This is a genomic window from Streptomyces sp. NPDC049879 (assembly GCF_044461265.1).
GTDB lineage: Bacteria > Actinomycetota > Actinomycetes > Streptomycetales > Streptomycetaceae > Streptomyces.
This window is the reverse complement of record NZ_JBITKT010000001.1, coordinates 569548-587863: the sequence shown is the minus strand read 5'-3', so window position 1 is coordinate 587863 and position 18316 is coordinate 569548. Positions and strand designations below refer to the sequence as shown.

16 protein-coding genes and 1 pseudogene are annotated in these 18316 nt (G+C 74.9%); 4 read left to right on the top strand and 13 right to left on the bottom strand.

Features of this window, described 5'->3' with window-relative positions; all coding sequences use genetic code 11:
- Positions 1 to 139 precede the first annotated feature (139 nt).
- On the bottom strand, positions 140 to 1615 hold the full coding sequence (locus ACIBPC_RS02640) for an MFS transporter (protein ID WP_398840762.1): 1476 nt from the start codon (positions 1613 to 1615) through the stop codon (positions 140 to 142).
- A gap of 102 nt (positions 1616 to 1717) precedes the next feature.
- Here ACIBPC_RS02640 and ACIBPC_RS02635 point away from each other — a divergent pair, with 102 nt between their 5' ends.
- Together ACIBPC_RS02635 and ACIBPC_RS02630 are read left to right on the top strand one after the other, a co-directional pair.
- On the top strand, positions 1718 to 2575 hold the full coding sequence (locus ACIBPC_RS02635; RefSeq protein WP_398840760.1) for a helix-turn-helix transcriptional regulator: 858 nt from the start codon (positions 1718 to 1720) through the stop codon (positions 2573 to 2575).
- A 21-nt stretch (positions 2576 to 2596) separates the two neighbouring features.
- A pseudogene (locus ACIBPC_RS02630) lies at positions 2597 to 3048 on the top strand (aromatic amino acid lyase); the annotation flags it as partial.
- A gap of 84 nt (positions 3049 to 3132) precedes the next feature.
- Here the strand turns inward: ACIBPC_RS02630 and ACIBPC_RS02625 are convergent.
- From ACIBPC_RS02625 to proB, 11 genes are all read right to left on the bottom strand, one after another.
- Entirely contained in the window at positions 3133 to 3789 is a 657-nt protein-coding gene (locus ACIBPC_RS02625; RefSeq protein WP_362956479.1) for a histidine phosphatase family protein, read from the bottom strand.
- Entirely contained in the window at positions 3786 to 4229 is a 444-nt protein-coding gene (gene rsfS, locus ACIBPC_RS02620) for a ribosome silencing factor (protein ID WP_362955557.1), read from the bottom strand. Before rsfS ends, ACIBPC_RS02625 begins: the two co-directional genes overlap by 4 nt.
- A gap of 81 nt (positions 4230 to 4310) precedes the next feature.
- Entirely contained in the window at positions 4311 to 6038 is a 1728-nt protein-coding gene (locus ACIBPC_RS02615; protein WP_398840759.1) for an LCP family protein, read from the bottom strand.
- A gap of 22 nt (positions 6039 to 6060) precedes the next feature.
- Positions 6061 to 6654 (bottom strand): nicotinate-nucleotide adenylyltransferase, encoded by a 594-nt coding sequence (gene nadD, locus ACIBPC_RS02610; RefSeq protein WP_398841754.1) that lies wholly within the window; start codon positions 6652 to 6654, stop codon positions 6061 to 6063.
- A 52-nt stretch (positions 6655 to 6706) separates the two neighbouring features.
- Positions 6707 to 6877: a hypothetical protein gene (locus tag ACIBPC_RS02605; protein WP_362955551.1), complete on the bottom strand. Its 171-nt coding sequence runs from the start codon at positions 6875 to 6877 to the stop codon at positions 6707 to 6709.
- Positions 6878 to 7027: 150 nt separating this feature from the next.
- Positions 7028 to 8098 (bottom strand): hypothetical protein, encoded by a 1071-nt coding sequence (locus tag ACIBPC_RS02600; RefSeq protein WP_398840758.1) that lies wholly within the window; start codon positions 8096 to 8098, stop codon positions 7028 to 7030.
- A 332-nt stretch (positions 8099 to 8430) separates the two neighbouring features.
- Complete coding sequence (locus ACIBPC_RS02595; RefSeq protein ID WP_398840756.1) at positions 8431 to 9366, bottom strand: hypothetical protein; 936 nt, start codon at positions 9364 to 9366, stop codon at positions 8431 to 8433.
- 50 nt (positions 9367 to 9416) lie between these two features.
- On the bottom strand, positions 9417 to 10703 hold the full coding sequence (locus ACIBPC_RS02590) for a glutamate-5-semialdehyde dehydrogenase (protein ID WP_398840755.1): 1287 nt from the start codon (positions 10701 to 10703) through the stop codon (positions 9417 to 9419).
- A gap of 11 nt (positions 10704 to 10714) precedes the next feature.
- A complete protein-coding gene (locus tag ACIBPC_RS02585; protein WP_398840753.1) occupies positions 10715 to 11155 on the bottom strand; it encodes a tautomerase family protein in 441 nt (146 codons plus the stop codon).
- A gap of 109 nt (positions 11156 to 11264) precedes the next feature.
- Positions 11265 to 11732, bottom strand: a complete 468-nt coding sequence (locus ACIBPC_RS02580; protein ID WP_398840751.1) for a hypothetical protein — start codon at positions 11730 to 11732, stop codon at positions 11265 to 11267.
- A gap of 188 nt (positions 11733 to 11920) precedes the next feature.
- Positions 11921 to 13042 (bottom strand): glutamate 5-kinase, encoded by a 1122-nt coding sequence (gene proB / locus ACIBPC_RS02575; RefSeq protein WP_362955540.1) that lies wholly within the window; start codon positions 13040 to 13042, stop codon positions 11921 to 11923.
- A 382-nt stretch (positions 13043 to 13424) separates the two neighbouring features.
- Between proB and ACIBPC_RS02570 the strand changes: the two genes are divergently transcribed.
- Positions 13425 to 15647 carry a hypothetical protein gene (locus ACIBPC_RS02570; protein WP_398840749.1) on the top strand — a complete coding sequence of 741 codons (2223 nt, stop codon included), beginning with the start codon at positions 13425 to 13427 and terminating at the stop codon, positions 15645 to 15647.
- A gap of 787 nt (positions 15648 to 16434) precedes the next feature.
- Here the strand turns inward: ACIBPC_RS02570 and ACIBPC_RS02565 are convergent.
- Entirely contained in the window at positions 16435 to 17091 is a 657-nt protein-coding gene (locus ACIBPC_RS02565) for an alpha/beta family hydrolase (RefSeq protein WP_398840746.1), read from the bottom strand.
- A gap of 71 nt (positions 17092 to 17162) precedes the next feature.
- On the opposite strand from ACIBPC_RS02565, the gene ACIBPC_RS02560 reads away from it, so the two are divergent.
- The gene (locus ACIBPC_RS02560) at positions 17163 to 18257 is read left to right on the top strand and encodes an acyltransferase family protein (RefSeq protein WP_362955532.1); all 1095 of its coding nucleotides are present in this window, start codon (positions 17163 to 17165) and stop codon (positions 18255 to 18257) included.
- The last annotated feature ends 59 nt before the right edge of the window (positions 18258 to 18316 follow it).

The window sequence follows — 18316 nt, the reverse complement described above, 5'->3', positions numbered from 1 at the left end:
GTGGCGTACCCCTCGTCGGCCAGGGCTCCCGCCGCCCCGCGTCTACCCGGATTGTGCCACGGCAACGACGGGGCGATAAGCGGAAGATCCCGCCTCCACGGAAGGGAGACGGGATCGATATACGCTCCCCAGCCGCCCTTCAGGGCGTCTTCACGCCCCGCCGCGCACCGGCCGCCGCACCCACCACGGCCGTCACCGCGAGCACCGCCAGGGTCGGCCCCAGCGCCTGTGCCGAGGACCCGGTGGCCTCCGCGCGGTTGAAGAAGACGGTGCCGATCGCCGCGATGCCCACGAGCATGCCGAGCTGCGTGCACAGCACCGTGATACCGCTCGCGTCGGGTGCGTCCTCCGGGCGGACGGAGCCGAGCGTACGGGCCAGGGTCGGCGCGTACGCGAGGCCCATCCCCAGGCCGGCGACCGCGTACGCGACGAGCACCGCGGGGCCCACACCGTCGCCGTCGCGCAGCAGCAGGGCGGTGGCGGCCAGGGCGGCCGCTGCCAGCAGGAAGCCCGCAGGGGCGAGCAGGTTGTGCAGGCGCGCGGGCAGATGGCGCCAGTACAGGGAGATCAGGCCGTAGCAGGTCGCCATGGGGAGGAACGTCAGCCCGCAGTGGAGCGCCGAGTACGCGAGACCGCCCCCGGCGGCGGAGCCTTGGGCGTGCAGCGAGAGCGTGAACGTGACGCCGCCGTTCACCACCATCGTCAGCAGCACCCCCGCCGCGCCCGGCAGGACACCGGGGGTGCGCAGCACGCGGGGCGAGATGAGGGGCTGGCCGCCGGAGCGCGCGAGCCGCACCTCGTACGCGGCGAAGGCCGCCGCGAGCAGCGCGCCGCCCGCGAAGCAGGCGAAGCACCAGGCGGGCCAGTCGCGTTCCTGCCCCAGCACCAGCGGCACGGTGACGAGGAGCACGACCGCGCTGAGCAGCACGATGCCCACCGGGTCGAGGCCCCGCGTACGGTCGGTGCCCGCGCGGGACAGCGGCAGGACGCGGGCGCCCGCCGCGAGGAGCACGAGCCCGATCGGCACGTTGACCAGGAACACCGAGCGCCAGCCGAGGCCGAAGAGGTCCGCGTCGAGCAGGACGCCGCCCACGATCAGCCCGGAGGCGGCGCCGGTGGCGAGCACGGCGGAAAAGTACGTCAGCGCCCGCGCCCGCGCCTGGGCGGTGAACGTCCGCTGTATCAGGCTGAGGACCTGCGGCGTCATCATCGCGGTGCCGACGCCCTGGACGGCGCGCGCGGTGATCAGCGCCCCGGTGCTGCCGGCCAGGCCGCAGGCCAGGGACGCGACGGTGAAGAGGGAGAGCCCGGCGAGGTAGAGACGGCCGGGCCCGTAGCGGCCGCCGAGGCGGGCGCCGGTGATCAGCAGGACGGCGTACGTGATCGTGTAGCCGGCGACGACGAGTTGGAGCTGGGCGGCGGACGTGCCGAGGTCGGTACGGATCGTGGGGGCGGCGACGTTCACGATGAAGACGTCGAGCAGCGCCATGAACTGACCGGTGAGCACGACGGTGAGCAGCCGTCCCGTACGGGGCGGGAACCGGTGCGGCGCGGGCACGGCGGCGACCGGGGCGACAGCGGGTGGGGAGGCGGCGGGTGGGGAGGACAGGGTCATGCACTCACCCTCGGGCCCGTCCGGTACGGGTAACGAGAGCCGCCTGATACTGGTACTGGCAGACACCTGGCTGAGGCAGCGGCCCAGGAGCAGGGTGGAGGGATGAGCGTGACGGCCACACGGCGGCGACCCGAGCTGGGGGCGTTCCTGCGCAGCAGGCGCGCCCGTATCGCGCCCGCAGACGTGGGGATGCCGCCGGGTTTCCGGCGGCGGACGCCGGGGCTGCGGCGCGAGGAGGTCGCGCAGCTCGCCGGGGTGGGTGTGACCTGGTACACGTGGCTGGAGCAGGGCAGGCCGATCAACGCGAGCGCGCAGGTGCTCGACGCGGTGGCGCGCACGCTGCGGCTCGACGCGGCCGAGCGCGAGCACCTGTACCACCTCGCGGAGGTGCCGTACCACGGTGGGGCGGACAAGGAGCCGGACTCCTGCGCGCGGCTCGCGCCCGACCTCCAGGCGATGCTCGACGCGCTGCACCCGCTGCCCGCCGTCCTGTTCAACGCGCGGTTCGACGCGCTCGGGCTCAACGAGGCCTACGCGGCGCTGAGCGGCGCCTCCCCGGGGCGGAACGTCCTGCGGACCGTCTTCTGCGGCGAGGGCGGCGACAACTGCCCCGTCGTGCTGAACGGGCCGGAACGGCGGCGGCTGGTGGCCACGCTGCGCTGGGCGTACGGCAACCATGTCGGCGAACCGGTGTGGGAGACGTTCATCGAGGAGCTGACGCGGGAGAGCGCCGAGTTCGCGCTGCTGTGGACGAACGGGGACGTGACGCCGCCGGGGCCGCGCCCGAAGATCTTCCGGCACGCGCTGGTGGGCGAGATCAGGACGCGTCTCCAGTCGCTGGCGGTGGGCGGGCTGCCGGAGGCGCGGATGGACGTGTTCTTCCCCGAGGAGGAGCGGCACCGGCGCCGCCTCGACCGGCTGATCGAGCAGAAGGCCGCCGCCCACCGCGCCGCCGTCTGACACCCGGCGCGGAGCGGGCCGCACGGGCTGCCGCCGTTCCCCGCGGACGACCCGGGTGTCGGCTCGGGGCCGATGATCGCCCAGTACACGCAGGCCGCGCTGGTCGCCGAGCTGAAGCGGCCGACGATGCCCGCGACGCGGGAGGACCACGTGTCCCTCGGCTGGTCGGCGGCGCGCAAGCTGTGGGGGGGATGGACGGGCTGACGGGCGTGGTGGCGGTCGAGCTGTTCACGGCGGCGCGGGCAGCGTCGGGAGGGTCGTCCGCGTCGACGAGCCCCGTGGTCCAGGGTGGTCCCGGGCGGGACCCTGCCGGGTGGGGCGCGCCGATCATGGGCGTCAGGGGAAACGGGCGTGGTCGCCGACGCTCGTGGGTGCTCCGCCGCGCGGCGACGGCCAGCAGGGGGCCCGTGCGGGAGGCGACCGCGGAGGGCCGCCGGTCGGCGGCGGCATCACCACCGTGCTGCCCGAGGTGACCGGCCCGGCGGGCGCCCCCTCCATCGCCGTACGCGTCAGGCGCCGGACGTCCGGCGCCGGGGCACGGACGGGGAGCCGTGCGGTCAGACGTCGTCGCCGATGGCGGCCTCGGGGAGCGAGCTGGCGTTGTGCTCCAGCAGGCGCCAGCCCCGGAAGCTCTCGCCCAGCACCGACCAGCAGCAGTTCGTCAGCCCGCCGAGGGCCTCCCAGCTCTGCGACGGCAGCCCCAGCATCCGTCCGATGGTCGTACGGATCGCCCCGCCGTGGCTGACCACGACCAGCACGGCGCCCGGCGGCAGCTTCTCCACGGTGCGCTCGACGAGCGTCGCCGCCCGGTCCGCGACCTCCGTCTCCAGCTCACCCCCGCCGCGCCGCACCGGCTCACCGCGCCGCCAGGCCGCGTACTGGTCGCCGAAGCGCGCCTGGATCTCGGTGTGCGTGAGCCCCTGCCACTCCCCCGCGTACGTCTCCCGCAGCGCCTCGTCGTACGTGACTTCGAGGCCGGTGACGGCGGACAGCTCGGCCGCCGTGTCCCGCGTACGCCGCAGGTCGGAGCAGATGATGGCGTGCGGCGCAAGCGTGGCCAGCTGGCGGGCGGCACGGCGCGCCTGGGCGCGGCCGGTGTCGGTCAGGTCGATGTCGAGCTGGCCCTGGAAGCGGTCCTCCAGGTTCCAGGCGGTCTGGCCGTGCCGCCACAGGATGACGCGGCGGGGCGGCGCGGCGCCGGGCGTGCCGCTCAGCTGAGCTCACCGCCAGGCGCGCCGGTGCCGGCGGGCTGCTCCTCGCCCTGGGCGGCGCCGCGGCCGCGGGTGGCCTTGGCGTCCTCGGGCAGGTCGAGCTGCGGGCAGTCCTTCCACAGCCGCTCCAGGGCGTAGAAGACGCGCTCCTCGGAGTGCTGGACGTGTACGACGACGTCCACGTAGTCGAGGAGGATCCAGCGGCCGTCGCGCTCGCCCTCGCGGCGCACCGGCTTGACGCCGCACTTGTCCCGCAGGGCCTCCTCGACGCCGTCCACGATGGCGCGGACCTGGCGGTCGTTGGGCGCGGAGGCGAGGACGAAGGCGTCGGTGATGGCGAGGACGTCGCTGACGTCGTAGGCGATGATGTCGTGCGCCAGCTTGTCGGCGGCGGCCTGGGCGGCGGCGCTGACCAGCTCGGTGGCGCGGTCCGTGGCGGTCACAGGTGCGGCTGTCTCCTCGGTCTCATGGCCGGTCCGGTGGCCCGGCCGTGGTCTTCCAGGGTCTCACGGCCCCCGGCGGAGTCACTCGCCATAATCCGCCCCCAGGATGATCGTCACATCGGCATTGCCCGCCGGGTCGCCCTGGACGACCGCCTCCTCGGGCAGTCCGAGGGTGCGCGCGGCCTCCAGCGCGGTCGGCTGGTCCTCCTCGTCCGCGTAGGTGACCTGCGACGTCTCCTCCGCCGCGTCCACGGCCCTGGCGTCCACGACGGTGAAGCCGCCGTTGACCAGCGCGATGCGCGCCTCCTCCGCCGTGCCGTCCACGCCGGTGGCGTCCCGTACGCCCACGCGGACCACGCCGTCGAGCCCGACGTCGCTGACCGTGCCGCCGAGGACGTCCGCGACGAGGCCCTCCGCCGTCTCGTCGCTGATGGTGCCGTCCTCCTCGGCGGGCAGGACGGTGGTCGTGTACGCGTCGTCCTGCGCGTACCCGGCGAGGGTCGCGAGGCTCGCGCCCAGCTCCTCCACGCCGAGGGGCGGCACGACGATCTGCTCCAGCGTGCGGACGACGTCGGTGGCCCCGGCGCGGTCGGCCGGGAGGGCCGTGAGGACGGCCTGCATGACCTGGCCGAAGCGGTCGAGCTGCGCGGTGGCGGGCTCGTCAGGGCCGCGGTAGGTGGCGTACGCGACGGCGGCCTGGCCGGAGAGGCGGGTGTCGTCGGCGCGCGAGACGAGCGGCTCGCCGTTCTCGCCCGGCACGTCCGTGTCGGTGTCGAGGCGCACGCCGCCGACGAGGTCCACGAGCCGTTCGAGATAGGGGGTGTCCAGGCGCCAGGTGCCGACGATGTCCGCGCCGAGCAGGCCGCCCACCGCCTCCTGGACGGCGGACGCGCCCTCGTCGGCGACGGCCTGGGCGAGGGTGGTGCCGGTGCCGTCGGCGAGGACGGCGAGGTCGCCGGGCAGCAGGAGCGTGGTGCCCGTGCCCTCGCCGCCGTTCGCGACGAGGAGGGCGGTGGAGCTGGCGTCGGAGTCGACGGGCCGCAGGTGGACGAGGATCACGTCGCGCGCCTCGCCGCCCGGCCCGGACGCGCCCTCCTCGCCGGGCCCGGCGAGGCCGGGCAGGTTGCCGGTGGCCCACAGGCCGCCGACGCCGCCGAGGACGGCCAGGACGAGCGCGACGACGAGGAGGCGGCGCCGCGACTTGCCGCGCCGCTTGGCCTCCTCGCGGCGCTCGGTGCGGCTCTCGCTGAACTTGAGCCAGTCGATGACGTCCTCGACCTCGTCGTCCTGCTCGTCGACGAAGGCGAACTGCTCGGTGTGGTACTCCTCGCCGTCCGGCCGCGCGGCCGGGTCGCCGCCGGGGCGCTGCGGCGGAACGGGCGGGGCGGGGGTGTCCTCGACGGCGGGCTGCCGGCCGGTCCCGGCGTCCCAGCCGTCGTACGGAGGTTCCGGCGCGGGCGGCGTGCCGGGGGCGGAGGGGGCGGCGGGCGCGGCCGGGTCGTAGTACCCCTGGTGCCCCGGCTGTGCCTGCCCCTGCCCCTGCCCGTACGGCGCCTGGTACTGCTGGGCCTGCTGCTGCCCCCCGTACCCGGGCGTGCCGTAACCGGACGCGCCGTAACCGGGCTGGCCCTGCTGGTCCTGCTGCGGATAGCCGCCCTGGTAGTCCTGCTGGTAGTACCCCTGCCCATACGGGTCCTGGTACTGCTCCCCGCCCGGTGGCTCCTCGCCCCCGGCGCGGTACAACGGCCGGCCGTACTCGTCGTAGCCGTAGATCTGCTGTCCCCCGTACGGGTCCTGCCGGTCGTTCACCAATGCCGCCCTTCCGTGGGGATCAGGCCGTGCCACCCGTCGTCGCGTCCGGGCCGTCGCGGTAGAGCGCGCGTTTGCTGATGTAGCGCACCACGCCGTCCGGCACCAGATACCAGACGGGGTCGCCCCTGGCCACCCGTTCGCGGCAGTCGGTCGACGAGATGGCCAGCGCGGGCACCTCGACGAGGGAGACGCCGCCGTTCGGCAGGCCGGGGTCGGCGAGGACGTGCCCCGGCCTGGTGACGCCGATGAAGTGCGCGAGCGAGAACAGCTCCGACGCGTCGCGCCACCCGAGGATCTGCGCCAGCGCGTCGGCGCCGGTGATGAAGAACAGGTCGTCCTCGGGGTGTTCGGCACGCAGTTCACGCAGCGTGTCGATGGTGTACGTGGTGCCGCCGCGGTCGATGTCGATGCGGCTGACGGAGAACTGCGGGTTCGACGCCGTGGCGATCACCGTCATCAGGTAACGGTCCTCGGGCGCCGACACCTGCCGGTGCCCCTTCTGCCACGGACGGCCCGTCGGCACGAACACGACCTCGTCCAGCGCGAAGCGGGCCGCGACCTCGCTCGCGGCGACGAGGTGACCGTGGTGCACGGGGTCGAACGTGCCGCCCATCACCCCGATCCGCCGCTTGCCGGGGGCGCCTATCCGGTCTCGCACGGCAGGCTCAGCGGTCGCGGTTGAGGCGCGTCGTGATCCACAGCAGGATCAGCAGCGCGAGCAGGGCGCCGCCGCCGATGGCGTACGGGTTCAGGCTCTCGTGCCCGTGGCCGCCGCCGCCCTCCTCGTTCGCGAGGAGGGTGAGGGCTTCGGCGGCGGGCTGGAGAAGCGGAGTCATGGGCTTGCCTATCCGGTATCCGGGAACGGGCGGACTGCTGGAACGTCTGGAACGTAGGGTCATCGTAAGCGGAGCCGCGCGCCCCGGCCTCCCGCCCCCACCCCTGGCGGCGTGAACCGGCCGTCCGCCGGGCCCCGATGGGCCGTCCGCTCAGCGCGGCACACCGCCGGGCGCGTACGCCGCGCACAGCACGGGGTGCTGGTCGTCCAGGGCGTACGGGTCGATCCCCGAGGTGCCGGGCAGCGACGCGTGCTGCCCGGCCAGCAGCGGGTGCAGGGCGTCCGCCGGGTCGCTGGCGCAGTCCATGGGCCCGGCGAGCGTGTCCACCTGGCGCACCACGACGCGGCGGTCGCGCAGCTCGTCGTCGCCGAACAGCAGCCGCACCTCGCGCTGCACCGTGAACAGGACGACGGGCGCGGTCGGCTCACCGGCGGGCTGGAGCGCGTACGCCACCGCGTGGCGGCCGGTGACCTGGAGGACCTCCTCGGCCGTCTCGCCGAAGGTGAAGCGGCCGTCCACCCGGGCCTGGGTGCCCGCGGGCGTGACCTCGGCCGGGTCGAAGCGGACCAGCCAGTCCGTCGCCACCGACCGGCCGCCGCGCCCGGCGAGCGAGGCGTCGAGCTGCCGCTGCTGCTCCTCGCCGAGCAGCTGCCGCACGGGGACGGCGGTGGCGCCCGCGAAGACGTCGGGGTCGAGCGCGCTCGCCACCAGGTACTCCTTCGCGAGCGTCAGGGCGGTGAGGACCTGCTCGCGCGAGAAGTGCTCGGTGGGGCGCGGGTCGGGGAGGGCGACGCCGCCCGCGCCGATGCCGAACGAGCGGGCCGGGCCGCTCTCGAACAGCGCCTCGGCGTCCGCGGCGCCCGGCACGTCGTCCCCGGGCGCGAGGACGACGGTCGTGCCCGAGGGCGGGTCGGGTATGAGCCGGCCGCTGGCGCCGTAGGGGTTGCGGCTGCCGAGGTAGATGGCGGCGGCGAAGGCGAGCAGGATGATCACGGCGAGCGCCATGCCCTGCCGGGGCACGGTGCGGGAGAGCGGCCCGTGCGGCTCGGGCGGCCTGCGGCGTACGGCGGTGGTGTGGTCCTCCAGCCGTTCCTGGGCCGAGAACTCCTGGAGGCGGGCAGCGTTGACGAACGACTCGTCGAAGACGGTCGCCCCGTACTCGTCGTCCCCGGCTCCCGGGGTGCTCCCGGAAGCTCCAGGAGGCTCGTAACGCCCGGCCACCTGTCCAGCGTAAAGCGCCACGCCTGGTTCAAGAAGCCCCGTCAGGCGGGACTTTCGGCACACCGCGGCACGGTGGGGGGGGCGCGCCGGGCGCGGAACCGCGGGCGCCCCTAGGGCGTGTCTTCAAAGGGGTCGCCCTGCTCGCGACGCTCCCCCAGCCTGGCGGCTGGGCGGTGCCCCCAGGCACGCACGCTCGCTGCGTTGCCGAATCGCCCCAGTACACCCAGTACAAGGACGATCCGGCGCCTTGCGATCGCACGCACTTGGGGGCACCCCCGGCCGCCAGGCCGGGGGAGCCGCGAGCGGCCGGACGCCCCCTTTGAAGACACGCCCTAGGAATCCTCCCCCTCGGCGCGGTACGTGTCGTCGGCCGCGTCCTCCGCGACGCCGGTCGGTCCGGGGGACCCGCCCGTGGCCGCGCCGGGGCCGCCGGAGGGCGACGGGGGCAGCGGGTCGGGGTCGCCGGAGGGGAACGAGCCCGCGCGCTGGATGGCGATCAGCGCGAACGCGAGGACGCTCAGGCCCATCACCATCGCCAGTACGCAGGCCACCGGCCGCTGCCAGCGGACCGGTCCCGCGCCGGGCGGCAGGGCCCGGGATATCGCCGCGCGGGGCGGCGGGATGCGGGGGACGCCGCGGCCGGCGAACGGGGCTGTGGTGCCCGCCGTTCCGGCGGCGTCTGCCGCGTCCGGGGCGTCGGCCGTGTCGTCGGGGAGGTAGCGCAGGTAGTCGGAGCGGTCGAACCGCCCCTCGTCGTCGTCCTCTTCGTCCCCTTCGGGACCTTCGAGCCCTTCGGACCCGTCGCCGCTTTCTCCGGCTATGCCGCTTTCCTCCCCGCGCGGCGCGGCGCCGAGGGCGGTGAGGTCGCGGAGGTCCTCGAACGGGTCGTACCCGTCCGGCCCGTCGAAGCCGTCGTACCCGTCGAACCCGTCGGTCAGCGGCCGCCCGGGGTCGAACGCGTCGGCGGCGTCCCCGGCCGCGAACCCGGCGAGCCCGGTCGGGTTGCCGGGGTCGAGGTCCGGGTCGCGGTAGAACAGCGGCTCCCCCGCCACCCCTTCGTCGGCCCGCTCGTCGGCGCGCTCCTCGGCCCGTTCCATCGCCGCGTACAGGAGCCGTTCGGCTGCGGTCGGTTCATGGATCTCGGCGGCATCGACGAACGCCTCGTCCAGTACCACGGCGGCGAATGCCTCGTCGGCTGCCCCGTGGCGGTCTTCGTTGTCGGGACCGTCGCCGTCACTGAACGGCAGGCCCCCCACGTCGTCCGGCACGGCAACCAGCGTAGGCCGAATACCGGACGAGGGGGAGGGCCATTGGGATTTCACTCAACGGTGTGACCATCACCTGTGACGACATACGTCGTGGAGGTCAGCTCGGTCAGGCCCATGGGTCCGCGGGCGTGCAGCTTCTGCGTGGAGATGCCGATCTCGGCGCCGAAGCCGAAGCGCCCGCCGTCCGTGAAGCGGGTGGACGCGTTGACCATCACCGCCGCCGAGTCCATGCGGGAGACGAACCGGCGGGCGGCGGCGGTGTCGCGCGTGACGATGGCCTCGGTGTGCGCGGACGTCCAGCGCCTGATGTGCGCCACGGCCGCGTCGAGGTCGGGGACGACGGCGGCGGCGATGTCGTAACTCAGGTACTCCGTCTCCCAGTCCGCGTCGGTCGCGGGCACGACCTCGGTCCCGGCCGAGGCGCCCGCCTTCTGCCACGCCTCGTCGCCGTGCACGGTCACCCCGGCCGCGGTCAGGGCGGCGAGGGCGCGCGGCAGGAAACGGTCGGCGATGTCCGCGTGGACGAGGACGGTCTCCGCCGCGTTGCACACGCTGGGGCGCTGCGCCTTGGAGTCGACCAGGATGTCCACGGCCATGTCGAGGTCGGCGGCGGCGTCCACGTACACGTGGCAGTTGCCGGTGCCGGTCTCGATCACCGGCACGGTCGAGTCGCGCACCACGGCCTGGATCAGCGAGGCGCCGCCGCGCGGGATGAGGACGTCCACGAGGCCGCGCGCCCGCATCAGCTCGTGCACCGAGTCGCGGCTCTCGCCGGGCACGAGCTGCACGGCGTCGGCGGGCAGCCCGGCGCTCACCACGGCGTCGCGCAGCACCGCGACCAGCGCGGTGTTGGAGGCGTACGCGGACGACGAGCCGCGCAGCAGCGCCGCGTTGCCCGACTTCAGGCAGAGGGCGGCGGCGTCCACCGTGACGTTGGGCCGCCCCTCGTAGATGATCCCGACGACGCCGAGGGGCACGCGGACCTGGCGCAGTTCGAGGCCGTTGGGCAGCGTGGAGCCGCGCACGACCTCGCCGACCGGGTCGGGGAGCGTCACGATGTGCCGCACGTCGGCGGCGATGGCGGCGATCCGCTGCGGCGTGAGCGTCAGGCGGTCGATCATGCCGTCCGGTGTGCCGGCGGCGCGGGCGCGGTCGAGGTCGGCCGCGTTGGCGGTGACGATCTCGGCCGACCTGGCCTCCAGCGCGTCGGCGACCGCGAGCAGCGCCGCGTCGCGCGCGGTGCGCGGCAGCGGGGCCAGCTCGGCGGCGGCCTCCCTGGCGCGGGCGGCGGCGGCGAGGACGGGGGACGACGCGGTGTCGGCGGGTGCGGCGCTCATGGGGCCCAAGCTTAGGCGCTCGGTGCACGGTGGGGGCCGGGCCTACGAGGGGTGGACGGCTCGTCCGGGAGCGCGGGCGCGTAGGCGGCCTCGCCGTGGCCGAACGACCAGTCCGCCGGGCCGTTCTCGTGGAGGATCACCATGACGTTGCGCGGCTCGGTGCCCGCGTACTCCTCGGCGAGCAGGGCGATGCGGCGGTACAGGGCGCGCTTCTGCGCGTCGGGGCGCCCGGCGCGCAGGGTGATCGTGACGAAGACGACGCCCTCGTCGCGGGGGACGCCGGGGTACGTGCCGGTGCGGATGGTGCTCGTGGTCCCGTCGTGGCTGGTCAGGACCTGGAAGAGGTCGTCGGGGAAGCCGAGCGTGGCGGTGAGGGCGTCGTGGACGGCGCGGCCGAGCGCGTCGAGCCGCTCGGGGGCGGCGCGGAGGGCTTCGATGCGGACGAACGGCATGCGGGGGCCTCTCGTTCGGGGAGGAACGGCCCACTCACCGTACATACCTGTAGGTACAGTGGGCGCGGCGGTCGTCCGGCGTCCCCTCGGCCGGGGACGCCGGACGCTGTCAGAACGGGTGCACGCCCACCGGTACGGCCGCCGGGAGCCCGTGCCCCTCGGCGAGCCGCTGGTGGTACGTCTCGCGGCCGATGACCTCAAGGCCGACGATCTCCCACGGCGGCAGGCCCGCCGTACGCCGGTGCTCGCCCCACAGCCGCAGCGCGACGGCCGCCGCGTCGTGCAGGTCGCGGGCCTCCTCCCAGTACCGGATCTCCGCGCGGTCGCGGGCGTAGCGGCTGGTGAGGAGGAACGGGTGGTCGTGCGCGAGCTGTTCGAGGCCGCGCCTGACGTCGGGCAGCGGGGCGGCCGGGCCGGAGACGCTGAGGGTGATGTGCCACAGGCGGCTGGTGTCGGGTCGGGTCGGCGTGTGGCCCTGGCGGCCCCCACCGACGCTGGCCAGTCGTCTCACCGCGGCCTCCTGACATCGTGCGGAACGTGCGGAACGTACGGGGCGGTACGGCAGGTGCCCCCGCACGAGTTGACCAGCTCACGCGCCACGGCGTGGGCCGTTTTCCGAACCTTCCGTGGAAAGACTGGTCTTTCACACATCTGCGCACGTCGAAGGCCGCCCCCGGTCACCTGGGTGGTACGGGCGGGCGCGCTGCGTCACGTAGACGCCACGTCATCAAGGAAGCGGGGCACCAAGGAAACGGGGCGGCGGGGTCACGGCCGCAGCAGCACCAGGTCGTCCCGGTGGACGACCTCCCGCTCGTACGCCGGGCCCAGCTCGGCCGCGAGGTCGTGCGTGGAGCGGCCGATGAGGAGGGGGATCTCGCGGGCGTCGAAGTTGACCAGGCCGCGCGCCACCGGGCGGCCCGCCTGGTCGCGCAGCTCGATCGGCTCGCCCGCCGCGAACTCGCCCTCGACCCCGGTGATCCCGGCGGGCAGCAGCGAACCGTGCCGCTCGGTGATCGCCTCCACCGCGCCCGCGTCCAGGACGACCGCGCCGCGCGGCGCGGACGCGTGCGCGAGCCACAGCAGCCGCCCGGCGGCGCGGCGGCCCGTGGGGCGGAAGTACGTGCCGGTGGGGGCGCCCGACAGGGCCTCGCCCGCGTGGCCCGCCGAGGTGAGGACGACGGGGATGCCCGCGCCGGTCGCGATGGCGGCGGCCTCGACCTTGGTGACCATGCCGCCGGTGCCGACGCCGGAGCGGCCCGCCCTGCCGATCTCGACCCCGGCGAGGTCGCCGGGACCGGCGACCTCGGTCAGGCGGCGCGCGCCCGGCTTCGACGGGTCGCCGTCGTACAGCCCGTCCACGTCGGACAGCAGCACCAGCAGGTCGGCCCGGACGAGGTGGGCCACGAGGGCGGCGAGGCGGTCGTTGTCGCCGAAACGGATCTCGTCGGTGGCGACGGTGTCGTTCTCGTTGACGATCGGCACGACGTTCATCGCGAACAGCTGGTCGAGCGTCCGGTAGGCGTTCCGGTAGTGGCTGCGGCGGCTGGTGTCGTACGAGGTGAGCAGCACCTGCCCGACACGCCGTCCGTACCGGGCGAACGAAGCGGTGTAGCGGGCCAGCAGCAGACCCTGTCCCACCGAGGCGGCGGCCTGCTGCCTGGCCAGGTCGGCGGGGCGTCCGGCGAGCCCCAGGGGCGCCAGACCCGCGGCGATCGCACCGGAGGAAACCAGTACGATCTGCCTCCCGTCCTGTTTCACCAGCACATCGACGAGCGCGTCCACCCGGTCGGCGTCCAGCCCTCCGGCCGCCGTGGTCAGCGAGGATGAGCCGATCTTGACGACGATCCTGCGGGCGTCGGAGACGTCCTGGCGTGGTGCCGCTGCCACTGCTGCTGCTCCCTGTTCGCTGCGCCGCCTCGGCGGCGTGGGCACGGGTGGGCCGGGATCCGCTGTCCCCGGCGGCGCGGCGTCGCCGCACTCGCCGCCGGCCGTCGTACCGCCCGTGCGTTCGTTCGTACCCGGTGAGACCGGTCTGCTCTCCGTAATCTATGCCACCGCGCGGACGGGCCGCCCGCTCATATAGCCGCCCCGCTCCCGCCCCGGCGGTGCCCGCGTCCCGCGCCGGCCGCCAGGGGCCGCTCCCCTGCGTCCGGCATGGCCGCTTCACTCCTTCGGTTGATTCCGCGCTGCGGTTGCTCCCGCGCGCCCGTTGAACCTCCCGGACGCCCCCCTCTCCCCCACCGTTCCCTCTCCGAACCGGAGCCTCACCTTGCCTGCTGGACCGTCGCTCCGCCGCGGCACCCCACTCGCCCTGGGCATCCTGCTCGGTCTCTTCGCCGCCCAGCTCGTCGGGGCGCAGCTGCCCAGCGCACCGCTGCTGTGCGCCGCCGGGGCCGCGTGCCTCGCGTTCGACCTCGGCCTGCGCTTCTGGAAGCCCGGCGTGCTCGCCGTGCTCGGCCGGGTGCACTGCGACGAGACCGTCAGACAGCTCCTGCGCGACCTGCTGCTGGTGATGGGCCTCACCCATCTGTCCGCCGTGGACACCCTGGCCCGCCTCCTGCTGGTGGGCGGCCTGCTGTCCTGCTACGGCGCGCACTTCGTCTGCCGCGCGCTCGGCGTGCTGGTGCGCCGCGCCCGTACGCTTCCGGTGCTCACCCGGAACGTGGACACCAGTCCGCTGAACCTCTCCCCCGCCCCGCCGCGCCTGCTGGCCTACCCCGGGCGCCGCATGCTGCTCTTCTCCGTCCCCGCCACGGCCGGGATGATCGCCACGGTGGCGGCCGAGAGCGTCGTGTGGGGCCTGATCGGCGTCTGCACGTCGCTGCTGCTCTTCGCGGGCGGCACGGCGTACCTGGCGACATGGCTGCTGCCCGGCAAGCGCCCGCCGGGCGAGGAGAAGGTGCTGCGCTGGTTCCGCGCCTGGCTGGCCGACTACCGGCCTGAGGTCGGCCTGTACTTCTCCGGCGGCTCGGGCACCGCGTACCAGGCCAACATGTGGCTCTCCACTCTGGCGACACTGCCGCGGCCCCTCGTGGTGCTGCGCGAGCGGCCCATGACGCAGCAGCTCGCCGACACGGACGTGCCCATCGTCTGCATCCCGCGCGTCGCGCACCTGATGGAGCTGGAGCACTCCACGCTGAAGATGCTGCTGCATCCGGCGAACGCGCCCAAGACGTCCCAGGTCCTGCGCATCCCGACCATCAAGCACGCCTTCACCAACCACGGCGAGAGCGACAAGCTGTCGAGCTGCAATCCCTACGCCAAGGTCTACGACCAGGTGTGGGTCGCGGGCCCGGCCGCCCGCCTGCGGTACGCGCGGGCCGACGTCGGCGTGGACGACCGCGACGTCGTCGAGGTCGGCCGCCCGCAGCTGGCGCCGATCCGCCGCGCCGACGGCCCGCCGCCCGCGACGGGACCCGTCACCGTGCTGTACGCGCCGACGTGGGAGGGCTGGACCAACGACCCGGGGAACACCTCGGTCATCCTGGCCGGCGAGAACGTGGTCCGCGCGCTGCTGGCCGACCCGCGCGTCCGGCTGCTGTACCGGCCGCACCCGATGACCGGCTCGGTCAACCCGAAGGCGGGCGCGGCGGACGCCCGCATCCGCGCGCTGATCGCCGAGGCCAACGAGCGGACGGCCGCCGCCCGCGAGGCCGCCCGTGACGCCGCCGAGCGGCCCGCCCCTGGCCCCCGCCGCGCGCAGCTGCGGCTGCCCGCCGGGGACCCGGTGGCCGAGCGCGGCGCGGTCTCCGTGGCCGGGCGGCACGCCGACGCGGACTCGGGGGAGCTGGCGCGCCGCGAGGCCGCGCTCGACGCGCTGACGGCGCGCGCCGGACGCCCCTGGGCCGACGAGATGGAGCGCATGGCGGCGCAGGGCACGCCGCGCCCGGGTCACACGGAGGCCGTCGAGGCGGCCACCGAGGCGTGGCGGCGCGCGTTCTGGGCGGCGCAGGACCCGTCCGCGCACCTGGTCCTCACGGGCGCGCGGCCCGACCTGTACTCGTGCTTCAACGAGGCGGACGTGCTGGTCTCCGACGTGTCCAGCGTCGTCGCCGACCACCTGGCGTCCGGGAAGCCGTACGCCGTCGTCAACACGGCGGGGCTGCCCGAGGACGAGTTCCGCGCGGCCAACCCGACCGTGCGCGGCGCGACCGTGCTCACCCCCGAGGCCGACGGTGTGTCCGCGCTGCTCGACGCGGTCGTGGACCCGGGCCAGGACAAGCTGGCGGAGGCGCGCGCGGAGCTGACCGAGTATCTCCTCGGCCCGGCGGAGCCGCCGTCGCTGACCCGCTTCCAGGACGCGGTGCGGGCGCTGTGCGCGGCGGCCGAGGCGCGCCGGGTCCGGCAGGCATCGCCGCCCGGCGCGGCCGAGGCACGCGCGGCCGAGGTGGTGGAGCTGGCCGAGACGGCGGAGGCCGAGGCGGGCGGCGACCAGGGCGACCCGGCGGACCCCTCGGAGCTGCCGATAGCACGCCAGGCCGCCCCGCGCTGAACCCCAGGGCGTCGAGGCCCCGCGACGCGCCCTCCCCGCAGGGTCTTCCCCCCACCGATCCAATGACTCTGTGTAGCGATCCATGCAGCAACCGTAGACGCTCCGTAGTCGGAGCGGTATCGCTCGACCGGGTGAACCCAGCCATCGAGCAGCCGCCCGCACCAGCCCCGCCGGTCCCTGATCCGTCCGAGCCGGCGGGCGACGGTGCTGTGGCGGAGGTGCAGCTGCTCGCGGCCCTCGCGCCGCGCCCCGGTGGCGCAGGGGACATCAAAGTCTCCAGCTCGTCCGGCTCCGCCGCGACGCGCGCCACGGCGGCGTTCTCCCGCGCGGTCTCCCCCGGCACCCGGGCGGCTCGCTGTGGTCGGCCACAGGACGGGGGCGCGGCGGGGGAACCGGGGGGCGGTACGGACCCCCGCACCGCGGACGGGAATCACGCCCGGTCCACGCCTTCGGCCAACGGGGCCCCACGTCGCCCGGCGAAGCCGCCTTCACCACCCGCTCGGGGCAGACCAGGGCACCGACCCGGTCGAGCGGCAGCCACGTCCGCACAGCGACGCCCTGGAGCGGCGAAGCCGAGGAGCCGCAGCGCCCGCGCCCTGGCCACCTCGCCGCCCTCGGGACCGACCACCAGGTCGATGAGAGCGAGGTCGGCCGCCGTCGTGGAGGCGGGGCCGTACCGCTCGACGGCCACGGCGAGCCGTACAGGTGCACCTCGTCCAGCGGGACGGGCGGACCCTGCCGTCCCGGCCACGCATCGGCCGCCGCCGACCTTGGGAGAAGACGGACCCTAGAGCGGCAGGCGGTCCAGCCAGGCCGCCGCCGCGCCCGCCGCCGTGCCGAGGGCCGTCTCGCGGCCCACCGCCGCCCGCTTCGGCACCGCGAAGCCGTGGTCCGCCTCCGGCACGGCCACCAGCTCCGTCCCCTCGGGGAACTCCTCCGGCCGCCCGAACGGGTCGTTCCCGCCCTGCACCACCAGCACCGGCACCCCCGCGCCCGCCAGCTCCCCGGCCCGCGACCGCTCCGGCCTGCCCGGCGGATGCAGCGGGAACGACAGCGCCAGCACCGCCCGCGCCCCCAGCGCCGACGCCGTACGGCACGCCACCCGCGCCCCCGCGCTGCGCCCGCCCGCGACCACCGGCGGCCCCTCCCCCGCCAGCGCGGGCCACAGCGCCGTCCAGGCCGCGTCCAGCGTGCGCGGCGCGGGCGCCAGCCGCTTCCCCGCGACCCGCCACGGCTGCTCGACGAGCGCCACGGTGACGCCCCGCGCGGGCAGCGCACCGGCGAGCGTCACGAGGTCGGGCGCCTCGACCCCGCCGCCCGCGCCGTGTCCCAGCGCGAGAACGGCCCGCGCGCGCCCCGCCCGGTGCCACGTGATCCTGGCGTCCCCCACGGGGGTCCCGACCGTCCGCACGTCCGCCACCGCGTCCCGCTGTCCGTCTCGCACCCGCCCAGTCTGCACGGCCCGCCCCGCCCGCCGGGTCACTGAACGGCCGATGGCGTTAGGGTGCCGGGGTGATGAACGACTCCCGACAGATAGCGGGGACAGTCGCCGTCCCCCGGCAGCCTGCCGAGACCCCCACGCCGAAGACACGCGACGCGTTCTTCGACAACGCGAAGTACTTCGCCATCGTGCTGGTCGCCATGGGGCACGCCTGGGAGCCGCTGCGCGACTCCCGCGCCGTCCTGGCGCTCTACATGACGATGTACGCCTTCCACATGCCGGCGTTCATCATCATCTCCGGCTACCTGTCCCGGAACTTCGACGGCCGCGCCGACCGCGTGCAGCGGCTGGTCACCGGGGTGGTCGTCCCCTATGTGATCTTCCAGATCGCGTACACCCTGTACATCCGCCGGGTCGGGGGCAACGACAACACGTACCTGGCGATGTTCGAGCCGCGCTGGCTGATGTGGTTCCTGCTGGCCCTGCTGATCTGGCGGCTCACGATCCCGCTGTGGAAGGCCGTCCGCTGGCCGGTGCCGCTGGCGCTGTGCGTGGCGGCCGTGGCGTGCATGCAGCCGTCGCTGAGCGACGACCTCCAGATCCAGCGCGTGCTGCAGTTCATGCCGTTCTTCGTGCTGGGCCTGGTGCTCAAGCCGGAGCACTTCCGGCTCGCCCGCCACCGGATCGCGCGGCTGGCTGCCCTGCCGGTGCTCGCCGTGACCGCCGTCGCCGCGTACTGGGCCGTCCCCCGCGGCATGCGCTACACGTGGTTCTACCACCGCGAGAGCGCGCAGGAGCTGGGCCAGCCCTGGTGGATGGGCATCGTCGCGACGGGCCTGATCTTCCTCGTCTCGGTCATCCTGACCGTCTGCTTCTTCGCCCTCGTCCCCGGCAAGCACCGGTGGTTCACGAAACTGGGCGCGGGCACCCTGTACGGCTACCTGCTGCACGGTTTCCTGATCCGCGGCGCCCAGGGGCTCGACCTGTACGACGCGGACGTGATGAACGACCAGCCCGGCGCGCTGGTGATCGCCACCCTCGCCGCCGTCATCGGCATGACGCTGCTGTGCACCCCGCTGGTGCAACGCGTCTTCCGCCCGCTGATGGAGCCGCGCATGAACTGGCTCTTCCGCCGCACCGAACGCCCCACCCCCGCGACCCCGCGGTAATCACCCGCACGACGAACAGCGCCTCCCGATCCGGGAGGCGCTGTCGTACGTACGGGTGC